22 protein-coding genes and 1 tRNA gene are annotated in these 19847 nt (G+C 65.9%); 16 read left to right on the plus strand and 7 right to left on the minus strand.

The features are described 5' to 3' along the window. Positions 1–10 precede the first annotated feature (10 nt). Positions 11–1744: a COG4223 family protein gene (locus tag MLD63_RS13085; RefSeq protein WP_255330345.1), complete on the minus strand. Its 1734-nt coding sequence runs from the start codon at positions 1742–1744 to the stop codon at positions 11–13. Positions 1745–1816: 72 nt separating this feature from the next. Beyond that, positions 1817–2446: a uroporphyrinogen-III synthase gene (locus tag MLD63_RS13090; RefSeq protein WP_255330346.1), complete on the minus strand. Its 630-nt coding sequence runs from the start codon at positions 2444–2446 to the stop codon at positions 1817–1819. Between the two features lie 168 nt (positions 2447–2614). Between MLD63_RS13090 and tsaD the strand changes: the two genes are divergently transcribed. The 4 genes from tsaD to MLD63_RS13110 are packed head-to-tail and all read left to right on the plus strand — an operon-like array spanning position 2615 to position 5319. After that, positions 2615–3691: a tRNA (adenosine(37)-N6)-threonylcarbamoyltransferase complex transferase subunit TsaD gene (gene tsaD, locus MLD63_RS13095; protein ID WP_255330347.1), complete on the plus strand. Its 1077-nt coding sequence runs from the start codon at positions 2615–2617 to the stop codon at positions 3689–3691. Continuing rightward, positions 3688–4632, plus strand: a complete 945-nt coding sequence (locus MLD63_RS13100; protein ID WP_255330348.1) for an NAD(P)H-dependent glycerol-3-phosphate dehydrogenase — start codon at positions 3688–3690, stop codon at positions 4630–4632. The genes tsaD and MLD63_RS13100 overlap by 4 nt, the downstream gene beginning before the upstream one ends. A 1-nt stretch (position 4633) precedes the next feature. Next, on the plus strand, positions 4634–4906 hold the full coding sequence (locus MLD63_RS13105) for a YciI family protein (protein ID WP_255330349.1): 273 nt from the start codon (positions 4634–4636) through the stop codon (positions 4904–4906). Further along, the gene (locus MLD63_RS13110) at positions 4906–5319 is read left to right on the plus strand and encodes an EVE domain-containing protein (RefSeq protein ID WP_255330350.1); all 414 of its coding nucleotides are present in this window, start codon (positions 4906–4908) and stop codon (positions 5317–5319) included. Before MLD63_RS13105 ends, MLD63_RS13110 begins: the two co-directional genes overlap by 1 nt. 18 nt (positions 5320–5337) lie before the next feature. Here MLD63_RS13110 and MLD63_RS13115 read toward each other — a convergent pair whose 3' ends face one another. Continuing rightward, positions 5338–5784 carry a YtoQ family protein gene (locus tag MLD63_RS13115; protein ID WP_255330351.1) on the minus strand — a complete coding sequence of 149 codons (447 nt, stop codon included), beginning with the start codon at positions 5782–5784 and terminating at the stop codon, positions 5338–5340. Between the two features lie 340 nt (positions 5785–6124). Here MLD63_RS13115 and MLD63_RS13120 point away from each other — a divergent pair, with 340 nt between their 5' ends. From MLD63_RS13120 to truA, 8 genes are all read left to right on the plus strand, one after another. Beyond that, entirely contained in the window at positions 6125–7360 is a 1236-nt protein-coding gene (locus tag MLD63_RS13120) for a 3-deoxy-D-manno-octulosonic acid transferase (protein ID WP_255330352.1), read from the plus strand. Further along, positions 7360–8337, plus strand: coding sequence for a tetraacyldisaccharide 4'-kinase (gene lpxK, locus MLD63_RS13125; RefSeq protein WP_255330353.1), 978 nt, complete (start codon positions 7360–7362; stop codon positions 8335–8337). The genes MLD63_RS13120 and lpxK overlap by 1 nt, the downstream gene beginning before the upstream one ends. Beyond that, positions 8334–8786, plus strand: a complete 453-nt coding sequence (locus tag MLD63_RS13130; protein WP_255330354.1) for a nucleoside deaminase — start codon at positions 8334–8336, stop codon at positions 8784–8786. Before lpxK ends, MLD63_RS13130 begins: the two co-directional genes overlap by 4 nt. After that, positions 8783–9388, plus strand: coding sequence for an HAD family hydrolase (locus MLD63_RS13135; RefSeq protein WP_255330355.1), 606 nt, complete (start codon positions 8783–8785; stop codon positions 9386–9388). Before MLD63_RS13130 ends, MLD63_RS13135 begins: the two co-directional genes overlap by 4 nt. A 44-nt stretch (positions 9389–9432) precedes the next feature. Further along, positions 9433–9506: transfer RNA gene (locus tag MLD63_RS13140), tRNA-Gly, on the plus strand. A 50-nt stretch (positions 9507–9556) separates the two neighbouring features. Then, a complete protein-coding gene (locus MLD63_RS13145; protein ID WP_255330356.1) occupies positions 9557–10336 on the plus strand; it encodes an NAD(P)-binding domain-containing protein in 780 nt (259 codons plus the stop codon). A 160-nt stretch (positions 10337–10496) separates the two neighbouring features. Further along, positions 10497–11453: a 5-bromo-4-chloroindolyl phosphate hydrolysis family protein gene (locus MLD63_RS13150; RefSeq protein WP_255330357.1), complete on the plus strand. Its 957-nt coding sequence runs from the start codon at positions 10497–10499 to the stop codon at positions 11451–11453. A 1-nt stretch (position 11454) separates the two neighbouring features. Continuing rightward, a complete protein-coding gene (gene truA, locus MLD63_RS13155) occupies positions 11455–12234 on the plus strand; it encodes a tRNA pseudouridine(38-40) synthase TruA (RefSeq protein ID WP_255330358.1) in 780 nt (259 codons plus the stop codon). Between the two features lie 3 nt (positions 12235–12237). On the opposite strand, the gene MLD63_RS13160 is transcribed toward truA, so the two are convergent. Further along, positions 12238–12990: a sugar transferase gene (locus tag MLD63_RS13160; RefSeq protein ID WP_369697005.1), complete on the minus strand. Its 753-nt coding sequence runs from the start codon at positions 12988–12990 to the stop codon at positions 12238–12240. A gap of 172 nt (positions 12991–13162) precedes the next feature. On the opposite strand from MLD63_RS13160, the gene MLD63_RS13165 reads away from it, so the two are divergent. Then, complete coding sequence (locus MLD63_RS13165; protein ID WP_255330359.1) at positions 13163–13618, plus strand: universal stress protein; 456 nt, start codon at positions 13163–13165, stop codon at positions 13616–13618. A gap of 12 nt (positions 13619–13630) precedes the next feature. Here MLD63_RS13165 and MLD63_RS13170 read toward each other — a convergent pair whose 3' ends face one another. Together MLD63_RS13170 and MLD63_RS13175 are read right to left on the minus strand one after the other, a co-directional pair. Beyond that, positions 13631–15259, minus strand: a complete 1629-nt coding sequence (locus MLD63_RS13170) for an MFS transporter (RefSeq protein ID WP_255330360.1) — start codon at positions 15257–15259, stop codon at positions 13631–13633. Between the two features lie 149 nt (positions 15260–15408). Further along, a complete protein-coding gene (locus MLD63_RS13175; RefSeq protein ID WP_255330361.1) occupies positions 15409–15660 on the minus strand; it encodes a GlsB/YeaQ/YmgE family stress response membrane protein in 252 nt (83 codons plus the stop codon). 301 nt (positions 15661–15961) lie between these two features. On the opposite strand from MLD63_RS13175, the gene MLD63_RS13180 reads away from it, so the two are divergent. From MLD63_RS13180 to MLD63_RS13190, 3 genes are all read left to right on the plus strand, one after another. Beyond that, positions 15962–16810: a L,D-transpeptidase gene (locus tag MLD63_RS13180; protein WP_255330362.1), complete on the plus strand. Its 849-nt coding sequence runs from the start codon at positions 15962–15964 to the stop codon at positions 16808–16810. Between the two features lie 120 nt (positions 16811–16930). Continuing rightward, the gene (locus MLD63_RS13185) at positions 16931–17746 is read left to right on the plus strand and encodes a hypothetical protein (RefSeq protein ID WP_255330363.1); all 816 of its coding nucleotides are present in this window, start codon (positions 16931–16933) and stop codon (positions 17744–17746) included. A gap of 99 nt (positions 17747–17845) precedes the next feature. Further along, positions 17846–18766 carry a lytic transglycosylase domain-containing protein gene (locus tag MLD63_RS13190; RefSeq protein ID WP_255330364.1) on the plus strand — a complete coding sequence of 307 codons (921 nt, stop codon included), beginning with the start codon at positions 17846–17848 and terminating at the stop codon, positions 18764–18766. Positions 18767–18811: 45 nt separating this feature from the next. Here the strand turns inward: MLD63_RS13190 and MLD63_RS13195 are convergent, their stop codons facing one another. Beyond that, complete coding sequence (locus MLD63_RS13195) at positions 18812–19765, minus strand: DUF4394 domain-containing protein (RefSeq protein ID WP_255330365.1); 954 nt, start codon at positions 19763–19765, stop codon at positions 18812–18814. Positions 19766–19847 lie beyond the last annotated feature (82 nt).

A 19847-nucleotide genomic window follows, 5' to 3' on the forward strand; every position in this document is an offset into this window, starting at 1 on the left:
TGCAATCCTCTCAATTCGTCTCTGGCGCCGGCTCAGCAGCCGGTTGTTCTGCGGCGGTCGGCTCGCCTGTTGGTTCCGAGGCCGGAACGCCATCTTGGGCTTCGGTTGGCTCGGTTGGCGCGCTCGTTGGCTGCGACGGGGCCTCAGCATCAACTTGATTGGCTTCGTCGCCTGCCGAGGTGTCAGTTAGACTGCCCTGGCCGGCCTCGTCGGCCGCCTCTGGTGTAGCGGCGTCTGCCTCGCTCGTCGCGTCCGAGCCGGCAGCAGCATCGGTCACAGGCTCTCCACCACCCGCGAGTTCCGCCACCGCAGCCCGCGCCTCGGTATGGGCTTGGGCGCCAGCCAGCCATTCGGCCATTGCAGGGGCGTTGCGGGCAGGCTCGGGAAGCGTGTCGAGTTCGCTCAGCGCGGCTTGGATATCACCTTCGGCGACTGCTGCTCCTGCTCGCGAAAGAACGGCGTCGGGGTCATCCCCTTGACGTGGCTCCACCGATCGCGCACCCGTCTGCGCACGAAGGAAGTTCGCGATCACGCCGCCCGCGCCTTCGTCGGGCGCACCGTCGCGAAGCGCGGCGCGCAGCGCTTGGCGTGCCGCGGGGTCGTAGTTTTCCTGCAAGGTGGCGAGCGTCGGCGCTTCTGCCGTGACCGCTGCTGGCGGTTCGATTCCGGCCTCACGGAGGTCATCGATCGCCGCCTCGGTGGACACGCCCTGGTCGAGCGCATTCTGAAGTGCCGCGACCGCGGCGATAGCCTCGGCGCGGCGGGTCGACTCTTCGGCAGCCTGCTGCAACGATTCCGCTTCCGCGCGCGCCGCCTCGATCTGCTGAGTGGCCTCTTCGGCCGCGGCGCGGATCTGCTCTTGCGCTTCCGAGACCTGCTCGTTCAACGCCTGTGCCTGATCCGAAGCGGCATCGTTGCTCGATTGTTCAGAAAGGGCCTGCATCTGTTGCGCCATTTCCTCCAGGCGCGCCTGCAATGCTGCGACGTCCTGCGCACCGCTGCTTTGGCCATCGCCCCCAGACTGCTCGATCGACTGCGCCAGAGTGTCGATCCGCTGTGCCTGTGCTTCGATGGCAGCCTGTAGTTCGGGCGTGGTGTCGGCGCCCTCTGGCATGTCCGCGATGATGTTTCGAGCGGCATCTTCGGCGGCGCTGCGCGCCTCTGCCAGCAGCGCCTCGTTATCCGAAGACCCCGATTGCGGCAGCCAGCCAGGCGGCAACGACGGCAGGGCGACGATTGTCACGGCCGATCCAAGACCGGCGGCAATGACGCCACCCAGCACCAGCGGCCAGAAGCCCGACCGATGTTTGACATCCGCCGAACCCGACGCCGGCAACACCGGCGGCTCGCTGGGACGCGTGATCGGTTCGGATTCCGCGGGTGTCGCCTCTTCACGTGCTGGCCCCGTCAGGTCAGGCGGCGTCTCGGCAGATGACCTGGCGTTGTCCGAAGCAGAGGCATCGGCGCTTCCCCTGTTAGCCGGCGCGGTTTCCATCGAAGATGCTTCGCCGGCATTCCAAGGTTCAGTCGTCTTCTTTTTGGTTGCGGGAATGGCACCGTCCCCTGGCGCCTCGCCGACCAGCGCCGAGGATGCGGGCTGGACAGGCCCGACGTCGGGCTTCTCCTTCTTATCCGATCCCGCGGCATCGACCGGCGTCGAGGTTACCGTCTTTTCCTGGTCGGCCGGTTTCTTCCGCGTGTTCTTCTTCGGGGTGGTTTCGTCAGCCTCGGTCGGTTTTTTCACGTCTCTTCCCCGTCAAAGCAGTCATTCAGCCGGTCGCATGGCAGATGGTCGGCCATCATGCGACGCGCGCGATCACGTTCGGTTCAACCCGTCTCTATCAGGAATGTTCCCTGAAAGCAGGGGCCTAATTGCATCCAGCGTCGCCGCCGCAGTGGGGGCCGCAGCAATCGTCATGCTGCCGCGATCGCCGGCGACGGACCGCCATGATTGCGCGACAGCCTCGCTCAAGGCAACCACGCTCAAGGGTGCCGGCGCGTCCCCGATCTCCGCTGCGACGAGACGCGCGGCGCGGGGCGAAAAGAGCGGCAGGATCACAGGTGTCCTTCCGGCCAGCAGGGCCTGTGCCGCCTCGTTCAACGGCACCTCCAACTGGTCATAGACGACAATGCCGGGCACACCGCTGTCGCCCGCGACATGGCGTCCGTGCGGGTGGATGAGATCCAGCCCGGAGACGGCGATCAGCGGTTTCAGTCCGGCCAGATCGCCGGATCCTTCGATCACCCGAAAGCCCGCGTCGCGCGCGGCCTTGGCCGTCGCGGGCCCGACGCAATAGGCAGGCCGGCCGCGCGAAGGCAGCGATGCTGGCACGGCGTGGACAGACGTCAGTACCACCCCCTCGGCTCTTTGTATCAAGGTTGGATCGTGCGCGACCGGCTCGATCCGAAGGATGGATGAGATCACGACCCGCTCGGCCGCCAGCATCGTAGCGAAAGCGCGCGCCTGTGGTTCTGGCCGAGTGATCAGAACACACGGAACGGAATGGTGCGGGTCTGCTTCGGGCGGGTCACTCGGCATGGCATTCGCGCCGCTCTTTTGTTACCACCACAGGGGTAAGCGCCCCCGGCGCACCCCGCAAGGCCGCCCCGCTTCATGCCCGCCCCATCCAAGCTTGTCTTTCTCGGCATCGAAAGCAGCTGCGACGACAGCGCCGCCGCGATCGTGCGCGGGGATCGCACGATCCTGTCGTCAATCGTCGACGGCCAGACTGCGCTGCACGCCGAGTTCGGCGGCGTCGTTCCCGAAATCGCGGCCCGCGCCCATGCCGAGCGGCTGGATCTGTGCGTCGAACGCGCGCTGGCAGAGGCCGGTGCGGATCTTCACGATCTCGATGGTATTGCGGTGACGGCCGGCCCGGGCCTGATCGGCGGCGTGATGGCGGGCGTGATGCTGGCCAAGGGCTTGGCGGCCGGGACGGGTCTGCCGCTGGTCGGCGTCAATCATCTGGCCGGTCACGCGTTGACGCCCCGCCTCACCGACGATCTGGCCTTTCCCTATCTGATGCTGCTGGTATCCGGCGGTCATTGCCAGTTCCTGCACGTTACGGGACCCGACGATTTCACGCGGATCGGCGGGACCATCGACGACGCGCCGGGCGAGGCCTTTGACAAGGTCGCCAAGCTCTTGGGGCTAGCCCAGCCCGGCGGACCGGCGGTCGAGGCCGAGGCCCGGGACGGCGACGCGCTGCGCTTCGCGCTGCCGCGTCCGCTTCTGGATCGCGAGGGCTGCGATCTGTCCTTTTCGGGTCTGAAAACGGCTGTCCTGCGCGCGCGTGACGGGCTGGTCGCCGCGCAGGGCGGGCTGCGCGCGCGGGACCGGGGAGACCTTTGCGCCGCTTTTCAGAATGCCGTGTCAGAGGTGCTGGCCGAAAAGGCCCGACGTGCGCTGCAGCACACGGGTGCGCCGGTCTTGGCGGTGGCGGGCGGGGTCGCAGCAAACGGGACTATCCGCACCGCTTTGCAGGATGTAGCGACGGCGGCGGGCGCGCGTTTCACGGCGCCGCCTCTAGCCCTTTGCACCGACAACGGCGCGATGATCGCCTGGGCAGGAATCGAGCGGTTTCGCGAAGGCAATCGCGACGGCATGGATCTTGTGGCACGCCCGCGCTGGCCCCTCGACACCAGGGCCGCGCCGATGCTGGGGACGGGCAAACGCGGGGCCAAGGCATGAGCAACGTCGCGATCCTGGGCGCCGGTGCGTTCGGCACGGCACTGGCGGTGGCGCTGTCGGCCCGCGGGCCGGTGACATTATGGGGACGCAATATTGCCTGGGGCCGCGAAAATCCGCGCCTGCCCGGTGTCTCGCTGCCAGACACGATCACCATCACCGACGATCTGGCGCATGTTGCGGCCCCGGTGATCCTGTTGGCTCTGCCCGCTCAAAGCCTTCGCACCTTTCTGGTGCATAAGGCGGCGCTGCTGGACGGACGCGATCTGGTCAGTTGCGCGAAGGGCATCGATCTGGACCGACTGACCGGGCCTTCACGCCTGATCGCCGAAGCCTGTCCAGCGGCGCGGGTCGCCGTCCTGACAGGGCCCAGCTTTGCCGCCGACATCGCCCGCAATCTGCCGACAGCGCTGACACTCGCCTGCGAGGACGCGAAGGTGGGGGAGACGCTGCAGGAACGATTGTCCACGCCAACCCTGCGGCTTTACCGAACGACGGATGTCATCGGTGCGGAACTGGGCGGCGCGCTGAAGAACGTGATCGCCATCGCGGCGGGTGTCGTCGCGGGGGCCGGTCTTGGCGACAGCGCGCGCGCCGCGATCGTCACGCGCGGTTTCGCCGAGATGACGCGCATGGCCGCGCGGCTTGGCGCGCGTCCCGAAACGCTAAGCGGCCTTTCGGGCCTCGGCGATCTGGTCCTAACCTGCAGCTCGACCCAGTCGCGGAATTTCCGCTTCGGCCACGCGCTCGGCGCGGGCGAGGCTTTCGACGCGGCGATCACGGTCGAGGGTGCAGCGACCGCACGCGCCATCGCCGCGATGGCCGATGACGCAACGGCCGAAATGCCGATTGCCGCGATGGTCGCCGCGCTTGCGGAAGGTCGCGTTTCCGTGGACAACGCGATCACCCAACTTCTGAACCGTCCGTTGAAGCAAGAGGTCTGACATGCCGCTGTTCGCCATCATCTGCCGCGACAAAGCCGGCGCGCTGCAGACCCGCAAGGATACGCGCGAGGCGCATCTGGCCTTCCTGCGCCAAGACAGCGTGGTTCATCTTGCCGGCCCGCTGATCGAGAATGGCGATCCCTGCGGCTCGTTGATCGTGGTCGAGGCGGACTCGATGGATCACGCGCAGACATGGGCGGCGCAGGACCCCTACAAGGCCGCCGGGCTGTTCGACAGCGTCGAGATCATCGAATGGGTCAGGGTGATCGGCTGATGCGTTACTGGCTGTTCAAATCCGAACCCGACGTCTTCGGCTGGGACGATCTGGTCGCCAAGGGCAAGTCCGGCGAGGAATGGGACGGGGTGCGCAATTATCAGGCGCGCAACAACATGCGCGAGATGAAGAAGGGCGACCGCGGCTTTTTCTACCATTCCAACAAGGGCAAGGAAATCGTCGGCATCGTCGAGGTGATCGCCGAGGCGCATCCCGACAGCACCACCGACGATGCCCGCTGGGAATGTGTCGACGTCCGCGCGGTGAAGCCGGTGAAGACGCCGGTCTCGCTGGATCAGGCGAAGGAAGACGAGCGTCTGAAGGACATGGCGCTAGTCACCAACACCCGTCTTTCGGTCCAGCCGGTCAGCGAAGCGGAATGGAACGTGGTGATGGAACTGGCGGGAATGTAAGGCTCGCCAGGCACGCGATCATCCCGGCAGTTCACCGCTGAGAACGTAGCGCAGCATCTGCACCACCTGTTCGGGCCGCTCGGCCACGGCCAGCGCGGCGGCATCGACCTCTTTTAGCGCATGCGCGTGATCCGGTCCGTGCAGGATGATCAGCGACTTGCCCAAAGCTGCAGCATAGCCCGCATCGAAGGCCGCGTTCCATTGCTTGTACTGATCGCCGAAGCGGACGACGACGATGTCGGCATCCTCGATCCCCTTGCGGGTGCGGATCGCGTTCAGTTGTGCGCCCTTGCGATCGTGCCAGAACTTGTCGTCCTCTGCCCCCATGATCGCCACGCCGCAATCGTCGCTGGCTTCATGATCGGTGACAGGCCCGTGGAAACGGACGTCGAGTCCGTGCGCACCGTCGACGATCTGTTCGCGCCAATCGGTGTGGATTTCGCCAGAGAGATAGACGGTCAGCATGGAAGGACCCGATCCTTTGTTGCGGTCGGGCCGGGTATAGGCTTTCGGGGCCTGGATGTCACCCGCAGCGCCGGAAGGCGATGCGGATCATTGGTCGCTGACGAAAAAACGAAGGGTCCCGGCCGCCCAGTCAGCCGGAACCCTTCGCCCCCAGCGTGCCCATCCACCACACGCATTCGAGAAGGAATTTCGCGGACTGACCTACTGGTCGCCTTCCATTTCCGATAGCCGATCGCGCGATTCGCGGCAAAGACCAAGCACGCAGCATTCGATTCAAACCAGCTTGGGTTCGGCGGGGCCGCGCGATAGGCTTGCGATCGATCACTGGGTAAGGATGGCGATGATCGACGCTCTGGGCCGTTTGGGGCTGTGGCTGGACCGCCGCCGCGGCACGGGCGATGCGGCGAACGTGCTGGCCGAACTGCCTGCGGGCACGGGTCCGGTACTGCTGATCGCGTCACCAGACCCCGACGCGCATGGCGTCCGCAGCGTCGCTGCCGCCCTGACCGCGCGGCGCGGCAAGCCGCAACTGGCGATCCTGGGGCGCGACAACCTGCCGTCCATGGCTGACGATGCGGCGTCCACCGCGTTGCTCGACCGGCTGAGGCCCGATCTGATCCTGGTCCTGGGCGACGCCCTGCCCGCCCTGCTGATCGAAGCCGCGGCCCAGGCGGAAATTCCGCTGGTGCTGGCGGATGCCCATATCGCGGAGGAACAGGGCAGTGGAATCCTGCGAGGCGCGATGCGCTTTGCGATGCGGCGGCAATTGCTGCGTCGTTTCTCTCTTCTTCTGGTGGCGGACCCGGTCAGTCGCGCCGCCGCGCTGCGTCAGGGCGTGCCCGCCGGGCGCATCCGCGTGGTTGGGCCGGTGACCGAGACCCGCGACCCGCCCCGCGCGACCGAAGCCGAGCGTGCGGAGCTTGCGACCCTGTTCCAGGGCCGCCATGTCTGGCTGGCGGTCAGCGTACCCGAGGCGGAGGAACAGGCGATCATGGCCGCGCACCGCGCCGCCTTGCGGTATTCGCACCGTGCCCTTCTGATCCTGATCCCCGACCGCCCCGATCGCGCCAGAGGGGTGGAGGAGCGTCTGGAAGCCGATGGCTTTACCGTCGCGCTGCGCAGCGACGAGATAGAGCCGACGGGCGAGATCCAGATCCTAATCGCGGATGACCCGGGCGAAATGGGGCTGTGGTACAGGCTGGCGACCGTCACCTATCTCGGCGGCACACTGTCCGGCGAGGCCCAGGCGCCGCGCCACCCGTTCGAGCCGGCCTCTCTGGGGTCGGCGATCATCCATGGGCCGCAGCTTGCCCCTTTCGCCGACGAGCTGCGTCAACTCAGCGGGTCCGACGCGACCCGTCCGGTCGACGGCGAGGCCGGCCTTGCCGAGGCCGTGGCGGATCTGGCGCAGCCTGACATCGTCGCGCGGATCGCCGCCAACGCATGGTCGGTCAGCACCGGCGGCGCCGGGGTGGCGCGGGACATCGCGGCGCCGGTTCTAGCGCTGCTGGCGAAGTCCCGCCGCGCCCAGTCAGCCGACGCTCGTCCCGCTTCCGGCACGGGAGTCGATCTCTGATGCGGCCGCCCGGCTTCTGGTATAGCAGACCGCCCACGCTGACGGCGCACCTGTTGTCACCGCTGGGCCGCATCTACGCGGCGGCAACCGCACGGCGGTTGTCGCAGGGCGTGCGTGCATCCGCTGGCGCGCCCGTGATCTGCGTGGGAAACCTGAATGCCGGCGGCACCGGCAAGACCCCCACGGTCATCCACCTGATCCAGGCGCTGCAATCCCGCGGGATTACGGCCCATGTCGTCAGCCGGGGCTATGGCGGTCGCGCGAAGGGGCCGCTGCGCGTCGACGAGGGGCGGCACGATGCGGCACTGACCGGGGACGAGCCGCTGCTGCTGTCGGCTTTCGCGCCTGTCTGGGTGTCTAAGGATCGTGCCGCAGGCGCGCAGGCCGCGGTCGCGGCAGGGGCCGAGGCCATCCTGCTGGATGACGGGTTCCAAGACCCCGCGCTGTCCCATGATCTGGCCATCATTACCGTCGATGCTTCGCTCGGTTTCGGCAACGGATTGTGCCTGCCGGCCGGTCCGCTGCGCGAACCCGTTACGAGCGGCCTTGCCCGGGCCGACCTGCTGCTGGCCATTGGCGACGCACCCTTCAACCCGCCTGCGGATGCCCCGCCGCTGGTGCGCGGACGTTTGCAGCCTTTGCAGACCGGGCTCGACTGGCAGGATCATCGCGTTCTGGCCTTTGCCGGAATCGGGCATCCGGAAAAGTTTTTCACAACGTTGCGCAAGCTTGGCGCCGATCTGGTCCGCGCCGAGGCGCTGGACGATCATCAGCCCTTTACCCCGCAGCTTCTCGCCCGGCTGGAGGCAGAGGCGTTGGCCGCCGGTGCGCAGCTGGTCTCGACCGAAAAGGATGCCGTCCGCTTGCCCGGGTCTTTCCGCGCGAAGGTGCTGACCCTGCCCGTGCGGCTGACGCTGGATGATCTCGCACCGTTCGATGCGGCACTGGACCGGCTGTTCGGCAGAGACGCGGGATGAGTGCCTTCACCTCGCACATGGATCGCGCATTGGTGCAGGCGCGCGCCGCCGCAGATCGGGGCGAGGTGCCAGTCGGCGCGGTCCTGATCGATGCCGCGGGTCGGATCGTGTCGGAAGACGGCAACCGGACGCGCGAAATGCGCGACCCGACCGCCCATGCCGAAATCCTCGCGATCCGCGCCGCTTGCGCCGCCGCCGGATCGGAACGGCTGCCCGGCCATGTTCTGTGGGTCACGCTGGAACCCTGCCCAATGTGCGCGGCCGCAATCTCGGCTGCGCGCATCGCCACGCTTTACTACGGTGCGTCTGACCCGCGGATGGGCGGCGTCACCCACGGCGCGCGCGTCTTCGATCACCCGCAATGCCACCACCGTCCCGAAATCTACGACGGCATCGGCGGCCAAGCGTCGCGCGAGCTTCTTCAATCGTTTTTCGCAGGCAAACGATGAGACCGATCATCTTCGACTTCGGCGGCGTGCTGATCCAATGGCATGCGGAACGGGCCTTCGCCCGGCACTTCGCGAATGACGTCGAGGCGCGCGGCTGGATGGCACGGATCGGCTTTCCCGGCTGGAACGCGATGCTGGACGCGGGTGACGACTTGGCCAGCGTCGCCCGGGCGGCCCGCGACGAGCATGGCGAGGACGCCCGACCGTTGGCCAGCTATGCCGACGACTTCGCGGCCAGCATTGCTGATCCGGTTCCGGGAACCTGGAACGTCCTTCACGCGCTTTCGGACGCAGGCCATCCGCTCTACGGGTTGACCAACTGGAGTGCTGAGACCTTCCATCATGCCGAGGCGCTTTACCCGGAACTGCGTACGCTGTTCCTGGACATCGTCGTCTCTGGGCGTGAACGGGTGGCAAAGCCCGATCTGGCGATCTTCCGCCTTCTCTGTACTCGCAACGGACTTGATCCCGCGGACTGCCTGTTCATCGACGACAGCGCCGCCAATGTCGCGGCGGCACGCGATCTGGGGATGGACGCGATCCGCTTCACCGATGCCGATGCGTTGATGCATGAGCTTGCCAGTCGTGGCATCGCGGTCTGAGACCGGCTTGCGCGCTGCCCGGCCCCGCCCTATACCGGCGGGGCGCGGGTGTAGCTCAATGGTAGAGCAGCAGCCTTCCAAGCTGAATACGTGGGTTCGATTCCCATCACCCGCTCCACCTTCCCCCAAGGACTTGACCTCGCAATGCCCTCGGGTCAGCGTCGCGCGATGACGACCTACGGTTTCATCGGCACGGGCGCGATCACGGATGCCATCGTGCGGGGTCTGAAGACCTCGCCGCTTGCGGATCGCCCGATCCTGCTGTCGCCGCGCAGCCAGTCCGTTTCGGCCGCGCTGGCTGCCGACTTGGAAGGCATCACGGTGGCAACTGACAACCAGGCTGTGATCGACGGCGCTGATGTTCTGATCCTCGCCGTTCTGCCGCAGCATGCGGGCGAGATCCTGCGCCCGCTGACCTTTCCTGCGGGCAAGCCGATCATAAGTCTGATCGCCGCGACGCCGATCCAGACGATCGCCCATTGGACTCGGCGTGACGCGACCGACATCTGCAGGGCGATCCCGCTTCCCTCGACCGAGACCCGCACCTGCGCGACACCGGTTTATCCGCCGCGCGCCGAGGCGATGAAGCTCTTCGAAGCTTTAGGCCAGGCGCTCGCCGTCGAAGATGCGGCGAGTTTCGACACTTATGGCGCCGCCAGCGCGTTGATGGCACCCTATTTCGCCTTTGCACAGGCCGCTGCCGACTGGCTGTCGGCAAACGGGCTGCCCCAGGACGATGCGCAGACGTATGTCCGCACGCTCTTCGCAAACCTTGGCGCCACGCTGCGGGACCGGACGGACCCCATTACCGATCTGCGCAAGGCTCACCAGACGACGGGCGGGCTGAACGAACTGGCAGGGCTGACCTTCGATGAGGGCGGACCACAGGCACTGGGCGCCGCGCTGGACGCCGCGCTGGCGCGCGTTCAGGGGCGACAGGCAGGCTGACCCTTTCACCGACGCTCCGCCGACCCTATCTTCGGTGCAGCCGACCTTTCCTGCGCAAGGATCCTTGATGTCACAGAACGCGATGCGCCGCCTGTCCTTCTATCTGCTGATGGGCCTGACGCTTTACGCCTCGCTTGCGGGCGCGGGCTGAGGCAGGATCATGGCTGAACGGTTCGGCGGACGTTTTTCACCCGGCAATCTTCTTGGCAGTGACGCTCGGCCCCCGCGCAAGCCGGTGCGGCACCGCTTCACAGGACGGACACGGTGGATCACCGCCGCGGCCACGCCTTTCCTGCTGACGGCATTCTTTCAGCCACCCGTCGAGATGGTGGCGAACCTCGCGGCGTTCGGCATGATGGCCTCGGCCATGTGGATGACACGCGAGGGTCTGCAGGCCGAAGCGGAATACGATGCCCGCCGCACCGCGCGCCGCCCAGCGATCCCGCGCAAGCTGTTTGGCGGGATCCTGACCGGCGTGGGTCTTGCCGTGGGTGCGGCAGAGCCCGGGGCGATATCGGGCGCCGCGGTCATCGGCTTTGCCGGCGCGCTGATGCATTGGCTGGCCTTCGGACCCGATCCGATGCGCGACAAAGGGATGGAGGGCGTCGACAGCTTTCAGCAGGATCGCGTCGCCCGGATGGTCGAGGAAGGGCAGCGTCACCTTGACGGGATGCGTGATGCCATCGCCAGGACCGGCGACCGGCGGCTCGAGGCGCGGGTGTCGATGTTTCAGGCCATCGTCCACGATCTCTTCGAACAGGTGCAGCAGGATCCCGGCGATCTGGGCGCGGTTCGTCGCTACATGGGCGTCTATCTGCTGGGCGCACGCGACGCGACGGTGAAGTTCGCCGATCTCTACGTACAAACGCACGACGATCGCGCAAGGGCCGATTGGGAAAATCTGCTGGCGGATCTGGAAACGAATTTCGCCGCGCGCACGAAACAGTTGATCTCGGGCGGGCGCACCGATCTGGATATCGAGATCTCTGTCCTGCGAGACCGCCTCGCGCGTGAAGGCGTCACCGCGTCGGATCGTCCGGCCGTCGAGGATCGCAGCGACGACCCGTTCGCGGCCGGCATCCTTCTGGACCCCGAACGCACCAAGGTTCGCCGCTGATTTGCCCCGCTACGCGCTTAAGATTGAATATGACGGGCGCCCGTTTGCGGGCTGGCAGGCGCAGGCCGATCAACCCTCGGTCCAAGCTGCGGTCGAGACGGCTTTGGCAGCGCTTGATCCGGGCTTTGCCGACGGCATGAGGATCGCTGCGGCGGGGCGCACCGATGCGGGCGTACACGCAACCGGTCAGGTCGCCCATGCCGATCTGACCAAGGAGTGGGACACGTTTCGTCTGTCCGAGGCACTGAACTGGCACCTGAAGCCCGCCCCCGTCGCCGTGGTGTCCGCCGCGCGCGTGCCCGACGATTTCCACGCGCGGTTTTCGGCCGTCGGACGGCGCTACACCTTTCGCCTGATCGCACGTCGCGCACCCGTGACCCATGATCGCGGACGGGTCTGGCAGGTTCTGAATCCGCTCGATGCCGATGCAATGCGTGAAGGCGCGGCACATCTGCTCGGGCAGCACGATTTCACCACCTTTCGCTCGACCATGTGTCAGGCTCAGAGTCCCGTAAAGACGCTCGATGCGATCGAGATCGAAGAGGTTGCGCTGCCGCACGGGGCGGAATTCCGCTTCCACCTTGCCGCGCGGTCATTTCTACACAATCAGGTCCGTTCTATCGTGGGTACGCTGGAACGGGTCGGGGCGGGGTCCTGGCCGCCGGAACGCGTCGCCGACGCGCTTGCTGCGCAGGATCGCTCCGCGTGCGGGCCGGTCTGCCCGCCCCAGGGCCTGTATCTGACCGGCGTCGATTACCCGGTCGAGCCTTTCAGGGAATAGCACCTAGCGGCCACGCCGCCGCACGCGTTCATCACGACGCGAGGCGACGATCTTGATCGTGTGCCAGATGATCCAAAGGTCCATGCCCATGGTGCGATGCTGCTGATAGATCTGGTCGATCCGCAGCTTCGCCGGAAGGCAGCGGCGGTAATAAGCATCTTCGGTCGCCTCAGCGCTGCGGCAGCCTGCCATGATCCGATCTTCGTGCCGATGATAGATCAGCGTCGCCAGGCCCGTAGCGCCGGGTCGGCTTTTCAGCACCTGCGCATAAACCATCGGAAAGCGCTCGACATATTCCGGCAGCGGCGGACGCGGGCCGACGAAGCTCATGTCGCCCTTCAGGATGTTGAAAAGCTGCGGCAATTCGTCCAGACGGCTCCGACGCAGGATATGGCCGAGCCTGGTAATCCGCCAATGCTTGTGCGCGCCGGTCGCGCCGCGATCCTGTTCATCGCGCGCCATCGTCCGAAACTTGAGCTGGATGAACAGCTTGCCCGGTGCGCTGACGCGTTCTGCGCGATAAAGGATCGGGCCGCCTTCCGAGATCTTCAGGATCACCGCGACGGCGACCATGACAACCGAAAGCGGAACGAGCAGGATCAGCGCCGCGACGATGTCAAAGATGCGTTTGGACCAGGGCATGGCGACGAACTCTGCCGCACGTGCGGGGCCTGCACCCAACCAGCCGGTCGGAATGCGCTGAAAGCCTTCCAACGGATGAAGGTCGGTATTGTCCCAATCGTGGTGGATCGTCACAGAATTCTTCCAGACCTGCTTGCCGCGCCTGCATCATCGTGTCGCTACCATAGACGTTCACCAATGAACATCCGAAGGCAAGACGCCCGGCGGCGACACTTGCACGATGCTTGCACATCGGCCACTGTTGGACGGTTATTCAGGCAAGATTTGGCCGAAGGACTTCCCGGACATGAGAAAATTCATGGTCTTGCTGGACGATTCGCGCGAGTGCCTGAACGCGATGCGCTTCGCAGCGATGCGTGCGGCCAACACCGGCGGCGCCGTGGTCGTGCTGGCCGTGATCCCTGCCGAGGACATTCAGCACGGTTTCGGCGTGGCCGAAGTGATGCGCGCCGAAGCGCGCGAACGGATCGAAGCGCATTTCGAGGTCTTCGCCAAATGGATGCGCGACCGCCCCAAGGTCGAGCCGGAACTGGTCATTCGCGAGGGCGATCCGGCCGACGAATTGCTGGCGCAGGTGGCCGAGGACAGTGAGATCGGGATCGTCGTTCTGGGTCTCGCCAGCGACAAGGGCGGCCAGAACCCAATCCTGAGCCGGCTTTTGCGCGATGTCTCGGCGCTTCATTGCCCGCTGACCTTGGTGCCAGGCGACATGTCGAAGGAACGGCTGGAAGCGATCACCTGAGGGCCACGGGGCCTACGGCACCTCTATCTTCCCGCGCAGCGGCATGTCGTCGGACGGTGTGACGGTATGACGCTCGATCAGGCGATGGACGACCGGGCCGCCTTCGCCCCGGTTCAGGGCGCGTAGCGCCACCGTCACCTCGGCATCGGACTTGGTGCGGCGCAGATTATGGCGCACATATTCGTCCCAAGTCGCGATGTGATAGGATTCCGACCACATTTCCGGATTTTCCAGATCACGCAGCAGGGCCCAGTTCCGGGCGCCGTCGCGTCTACGGATCAGGCGCCGCTGGCGCATCAGGTCCAGAAACGCGCGAGTATCCGCTTGTGCGATCTGGTAATCCACCATGACCATGATCGGCCCCGAACGGCCGCGCAGGTCCAGCCGCAGATCAGGCTCGCGGAAGCTGCGCACGGGATCGAGATCGAGCGTGCCGAATTCGGGCGCCGAAAACCAGCGGCCGATGATCGCGCCCGTCGTCAGCAGCACCGCCGCACACAGGAAAGCCGCCTGAACACCGTAGGCGCCGGCGATCCCACCCCATAGCCACGACCCTGCGGCCATGCCGCCGAAGACGAAGGTCTGATACAGGGCAAGCGCGCGCGCCACGACCCAGCGAGGCGTCGAGAGCTGCACTGTCACATTGAATAGCGACAGCGCCAGAACCCAGCAGGCGCCCGCGGGCAGCATCGCCAGACCGTGCAGCCAGACCGAATCCGTGAGGCCGAGGATCGCGGTCGCAACGGCAAAGCCTGCGAAAGCCAGCCGGATCACCCGTTCATTCGTCAAGCGCGCGCGAACACGGGGGCTGACCAGCGCGCCGAAGATGGCACCCAATCCGAAACAGCCCAGAAGCGCGCCGAACAGGGTCGAGCCGCCTTCGGGATGCGATTTCGCGACCAAGGGCAGCAGCGACAGGATCGAGATCGCGGCAAGACCGAACAGCGCCCCTCGCCCCATGACCCGCAACAGGTTCGGCGACAGCGCGACGTAGCGCAGCCCTGCCCCCACCGCCGCGAAAAAGGGTTCCGGCGTCGTGGTGCGCGGCGGCGATTGGGGTCGCCAGCGCACCATTGCAGACAGCAGCGGAACATAACTGATCGCGTTGATCGCGAAAGCCGCCGCTGCGCCGAAGACCGCGACGATGATCCCTCCCGCCGCCGGCCCGACACTGCGCATCAGGTTGAAGCCGACCGAGTTCAGCGTCACCGCAGCGGGCAAGTCGGCGCGCGGCACCAAATCACCCATGCTTGCCTGCCATGGCGGATTGTACAGCGCCTGCCCCGCGCCGATCAGGAAGGTGAAGGTCAGCAGCGTCATCGGCGTCAGCCAGCCCTGCCATGCGACGATCGCCAGCAGCGCCGAGATCGTGACCATCAGCAATTGCGCCGTCATCAGCAGCGTGCGCCGGTCGAAGATGTCGGCCAGCGCACCCGATACCAGCGCCAGCAGCATGATGGGCAGCGTGTTCGACGCCTGGACGAGAGAGATCAGAGTGGCGCTGTCGGTCAGCTGCGTCATCAGCCATGCCGCGCCCACCGCCTGGACCAGCCCGCCGAAATTGGAGACCAGCGTCGCGCTCCACAGGATACGGAAGTCACGGTGGCGAAACGGGGCGAAAGCTGAATCGCTTGCGGGCATGGAATGTCCTGGAACCTGCCTTGAAGCTTAGGCAGAGCGGCGTCGCGGTGCAACCGGCACGGGCCGGCGGGCGCGGTAGGGTCTGAAATGGAAATAGCCCCGTCCGATTATGGGACGGGGCCGTTCGAATTCGTGAAATTCGCGCGCTGTCAGGCGCGGCGGACAAGCCGCAGGATCAGAAGCAGGATCACCGCCCCGATCGTGGCGTAGATGATCGAACCGATGATCGATCCTTCGGCGCCAATCCCCAGACCGATTGCGGGGAACAGGAAAGAAGCGAGAAGCGCGCCAAGGATACCCACAACGATGTTCATGAGCAGACCCTGACCGTGGCCTTTGACGATCTCGCCGGCCAGCCAGCCGGCAATTGCGCCGATGATGATCGCAACGATAATTGACATGGCATTTCCTTCCGAAAGCCCAAGAATGGCGATGCGTCGACCGGCGCATCTTCTGAAATCATAACATCAAGGTGATCGCATTGTTCCGCACTCGCGCTGGCCGTGCAGGAATGTCACGGCAGGCGGCAAAGTTTGTCACATTTCCGCAACTAGGCTTGACGCACAAGGGGCTAGCCGGGCTGATGGACCATCCCCGAGTCGCGTCTTCACTGCCTGAAGGCGCGCCTGCCGGACCAGATATTTGCTGCTTTGGGTTGCCGCGTTTGCTCTGCGGCGAACCGTCGAAACAAAGGATGATATGATGCGCATCGCCTCGCTTAGCCTGGCGCTCGTCGTGGGCTTGTCTGCCTGCGCGCCGACCACGCCCGAGACCGCGGCCCCGGTGGCCGACGCCCCGCTGCCGAGCTACTACCAGGCCCGTCAGGACGTTGGTCCGAACGGCGAGCCGATCACCATCAACGCCGTCAAGCGCGCCTACCTGAACGAGCGCAATCAGCGTCAGCGTGTGCCCTATAACGGTCCGGAAGAACCTGGCACGATCGTCGTCGATCCCTATGCGCGCGTGCTCTATGACGTGATGCCCGGCGGCGAGGCGATGCGTTTTGGCGTCGCCGTCGGCAAGGCCGGCACCGGGTTCGCAGGCAACGGGGTCATCTCGCGCAAGCAGGCGTGGCCCAGCTGGACCCCGACGGCCAACATGATCCGCACGAACCCGGCCCTTTACGGTCCGGTCAGCGGTGGTCTTTCGGGCGGTCTCGACAACCCTCTGGGTGCCCGCGCCCTCTATCTCTACCGCAACGGCCAGGACACCTATTACCGGATCCACGGCACGGTCGATTCCTCTTCGATCGGAAAAGCCACCTCGGCCGGCTGCATCCGGCTGTTCCAGCAGGACATCATCGACCTGTTCGACGACACAGAGATCGGGACGCAGGTGAAGGTCCGCACGCCGGCTGAAAGCCTGGCGCTGGAAGGCCCGATGGTGGAAACGCCGCAGGGCTACGTTGTTCCGGCCGCGCAGGCGCAGGCTCCCGCAGCGGCTGCCACCCCCGCCGCGGCGCCAGCGGCGCAGACGGCCGCCCTTGCCGCACCGACGGCGGTGATGGACCCCTACGCCGCGATGAGCCCGGTCGAAAGCGCTGTGCAATAAGCCGCACCGCGTAGCATCGATTTTACAAAGCCCCGGCCCTCTCGGCCGGGGCTTTGTCGTTGCCTTGCACGCAGAGTTGACGCACATTCTGCGCAATCCTTTCGCGACGCGAGGCCTGCGATGCCGAACTATGTCAGTCTCGAGAAGGACGCACTGAGCGCCGAGCAGCGTGCCTTGGCCGCGCAGGCCCGTCGTCCTGCCGTCAATCGCCTGGGTGATGCCGAACTGCTTTCACTGATCCGGTCGCTGCTGGGCGCCGCCAGTCTTGCCAGCGATCAGCCCGGCACCGACGGCGCGAAATCGCCCCGTCAGCTTCTGACCGCGGCCCTGCGGCGGGCGACGAACGAGCGCCGCCGTCGTGGGCTCACAGTGCGCGGAGCAGAAAGCCGAAAGGCGAAAGTCTCCGGCGAAACCGGGGCTGCGACGTCATCGCCAGCACCGAGCGAAGCTGCGCCACACGCGGCGCCGGTGCTGTCCGCAGCCCGCGCGGAAAGCGCGCGCAAGGCCAAGTCGAAGCCCGGGCGCGATCCGCGGCCCGAGGCACGGCGCATCGCCAAGCCCAAGGGCAAACCCGCAGCGACCGGCAAACCGGCGACGGCCTCGGTGCCCGTCACCCCGATGCCGGCCACACCGTCGCAGGCAAGTCCGCTTCCGGTCCGGGTCGAGGAAAAGCCGAAATCATCCGGGAAAGCAGCGCGCAAGGCCGAGAAGAAGGCTGCGAAGGCGGCTGAAAAGGAAGAGCGGAAGGCCGCGAAGGAGGCGGAAAAGGCCGCACGCAAGGAAGCGAAGGCCGCCGCCAAGGATGCCGAAAAACAGGCGCGGAAGGCCGCCAAGAAGGCGCTACGCGAAGAGGCCGAAGCAAGCCGCAAGTCCGAGGCGAAGGCAGACAAGAAGGACAAGACCGGCGGCGCGAAAACCTCGAGGAAGAAGGGCTGAACGACCTATGATGCGCAGCCGCCGCTGCATCGCGACGGTTTCCCCGATGACCCGATCTTGCTAACAGGGATCATCCGTTCCCTTGCCTAGGTCCGCCCGTTGCGCCGCCTTCTGCTGACCCTTCTGACCCTGACGCAGATGGCGCTGCCGGCTACCGCCCGTCCCGCTGTTGATGCGATCGTGGGTCGCCCTCCGCCGCGCCTGTCGGAAAACATCCGCTGCACCGATGACGGACGCGATTGTATCCGTCTCGACAATTACGTCGCCGACGTCTGCCGGATGATCGAGCGTAATGCCGGCGAGCAGCGTCTCGACCCCAGCTTCCTGGCCCGCCTGCTGTGGAAGGAAAGCCGGTTCGAGCCAAGCGCCATCAGCCCGGCCGGGGCCATCGGGATTGCCCAGTTCATCCCTTCGACAGCCGAAATGTACGATCTGGATGATCCATTCAATCCGGCGCAGGCCATCGCGAAGGCGGCGTGGTATCTGCGCTTCCTGACGGATGCGTTCGGCAATATCGGTCTGGCTGCGGTCGCCTATAACGGCGGCGAGAACCGCGCCCGTCGCTTCATCGAACAGGAAGCCGTGCTGCCTTACGAGACCCAGGATTACGTCGAGGCGATCACCGGTCACAATGCCTGGGCCTGGCGCGACAATCCGCCCCCGGCCGAGGCGATCAAGCTGGCGCTATCCGACGACGCGCCCTTTCTCAATGCCTGTATCGAGATGGCGGGCAATCGCAGCCTTCGGGAATTCGTGTCCGAGCCGCGGGTCTTTCCCTGGGGCGTCATCATCGCCTCGCATCCCTCGCGCGCGGGTGCTGCGCAACAGGTCACGCGGTTGAACCGGCAGTTGCGACCGATCCTCGGTGGGCAGCGGGTCAGCTATGTGCGCAAGCGTCTGCGGGGCGGCGTCCGCCCGGTCTATACGGCGCAGGTCGGGTATGAATCGCGCCGGGACGCCAACGCGTTCTGCATCCGCTTCAAACAGATCGGCGGGCGCTGCATCGTTCTGAAGAACTGAGGTGGTCCGGGCGCATCCTGAAGCGCCCGGACCCGTTCATCGCGATCAGGCTTCCGCCTTGTTCCTACGACGACGCATGACGGTCATCATGCCCAAGGCACCGCCCAGCAGCGCCAGCGACGCCGGGACCGGCACCGGGGCGATGGCGAAGCCGTCGATCTGACCGAACGACCGCGGCAGCGCGCCCACGAGGTCAAGATTGATCCGGCCCATCGCATCGGCGACCAACGGCAGGCTGAACAGCCACGGGCCCGAGAACGCCTCGGTCACGCCATTGAGTACGGCGAAGGCAAAGTTCTCACCCTCGGCCGGCGAGAAGATGTCGAGACCGCCATCCGAGCTAACGTCGAACGGATTGCCGTCCAGGAACAGCTGTCCGACGGTCCCGAGCGTGCCGGCATTGTTCGCGATGGTGACCAGCGAGTCCGTTCCGGAATCGATCCCGTACTGGACGGTGGTCGTCGGGTTCGGCACCGCGTTCGTATAGGCGTTGGCGAAGATCTGCGGATCCTTGCCCTCGTTTGCGTCACCTGCGGCGTAGAACAGCGGGGTCGCGGTGACGAAGTCCTGCGGCATGTTGTTCGGACGGTAGACGATGTTCTGGTCCGCACCCGACACCACGCGCGCCGCGTCGAGGACGTTGTTGAAGTCGATATCCAGCGCGGTCGTGCTGGTGCCGCCCATCAATGTCGCCTGCTTCGTGGCCACGCCAGTCCGCGTGTCCAGCAGGTAGGCGGAGTCGTCATTGTCGGAATAGCCGTAAAGCTGGCCCGTCTTCGGGCGATAGGTGATCCCGTGCAGGGCCACCTTGTTGCCCGCCCCATCGGTGATCGCCGTCGCTGTCGCGCTGCCCGGCGTCGACAGATCGGAAATGGTCAGAAGCGTGGTGCCATTGTTGCCCAGCGTATAACCGACTGTGTTGGGCGGAATGGTCGCGGCGTTTGCAGCGAAACCGGCGAACATGATCGTCGCGCCGGCAAACAGGAACGTCTTACTCATAATGCTTTCCCCATGAACCAAGAACTTGTGAAGACGCCGTCACGAGAAAGCTCGCGAGACCCCCGCAAAAGGTTAACAGCGG

It is taken from the genome of Paracoccus albicereus, from assembly GCF_024359525.1.
GTDB lineage: Bacteria > Pseudomonadota > Alphaproteobacteria > Rhodobacterales > Rhodobacteraceae > Paracoccus > Paracoccus albicereus.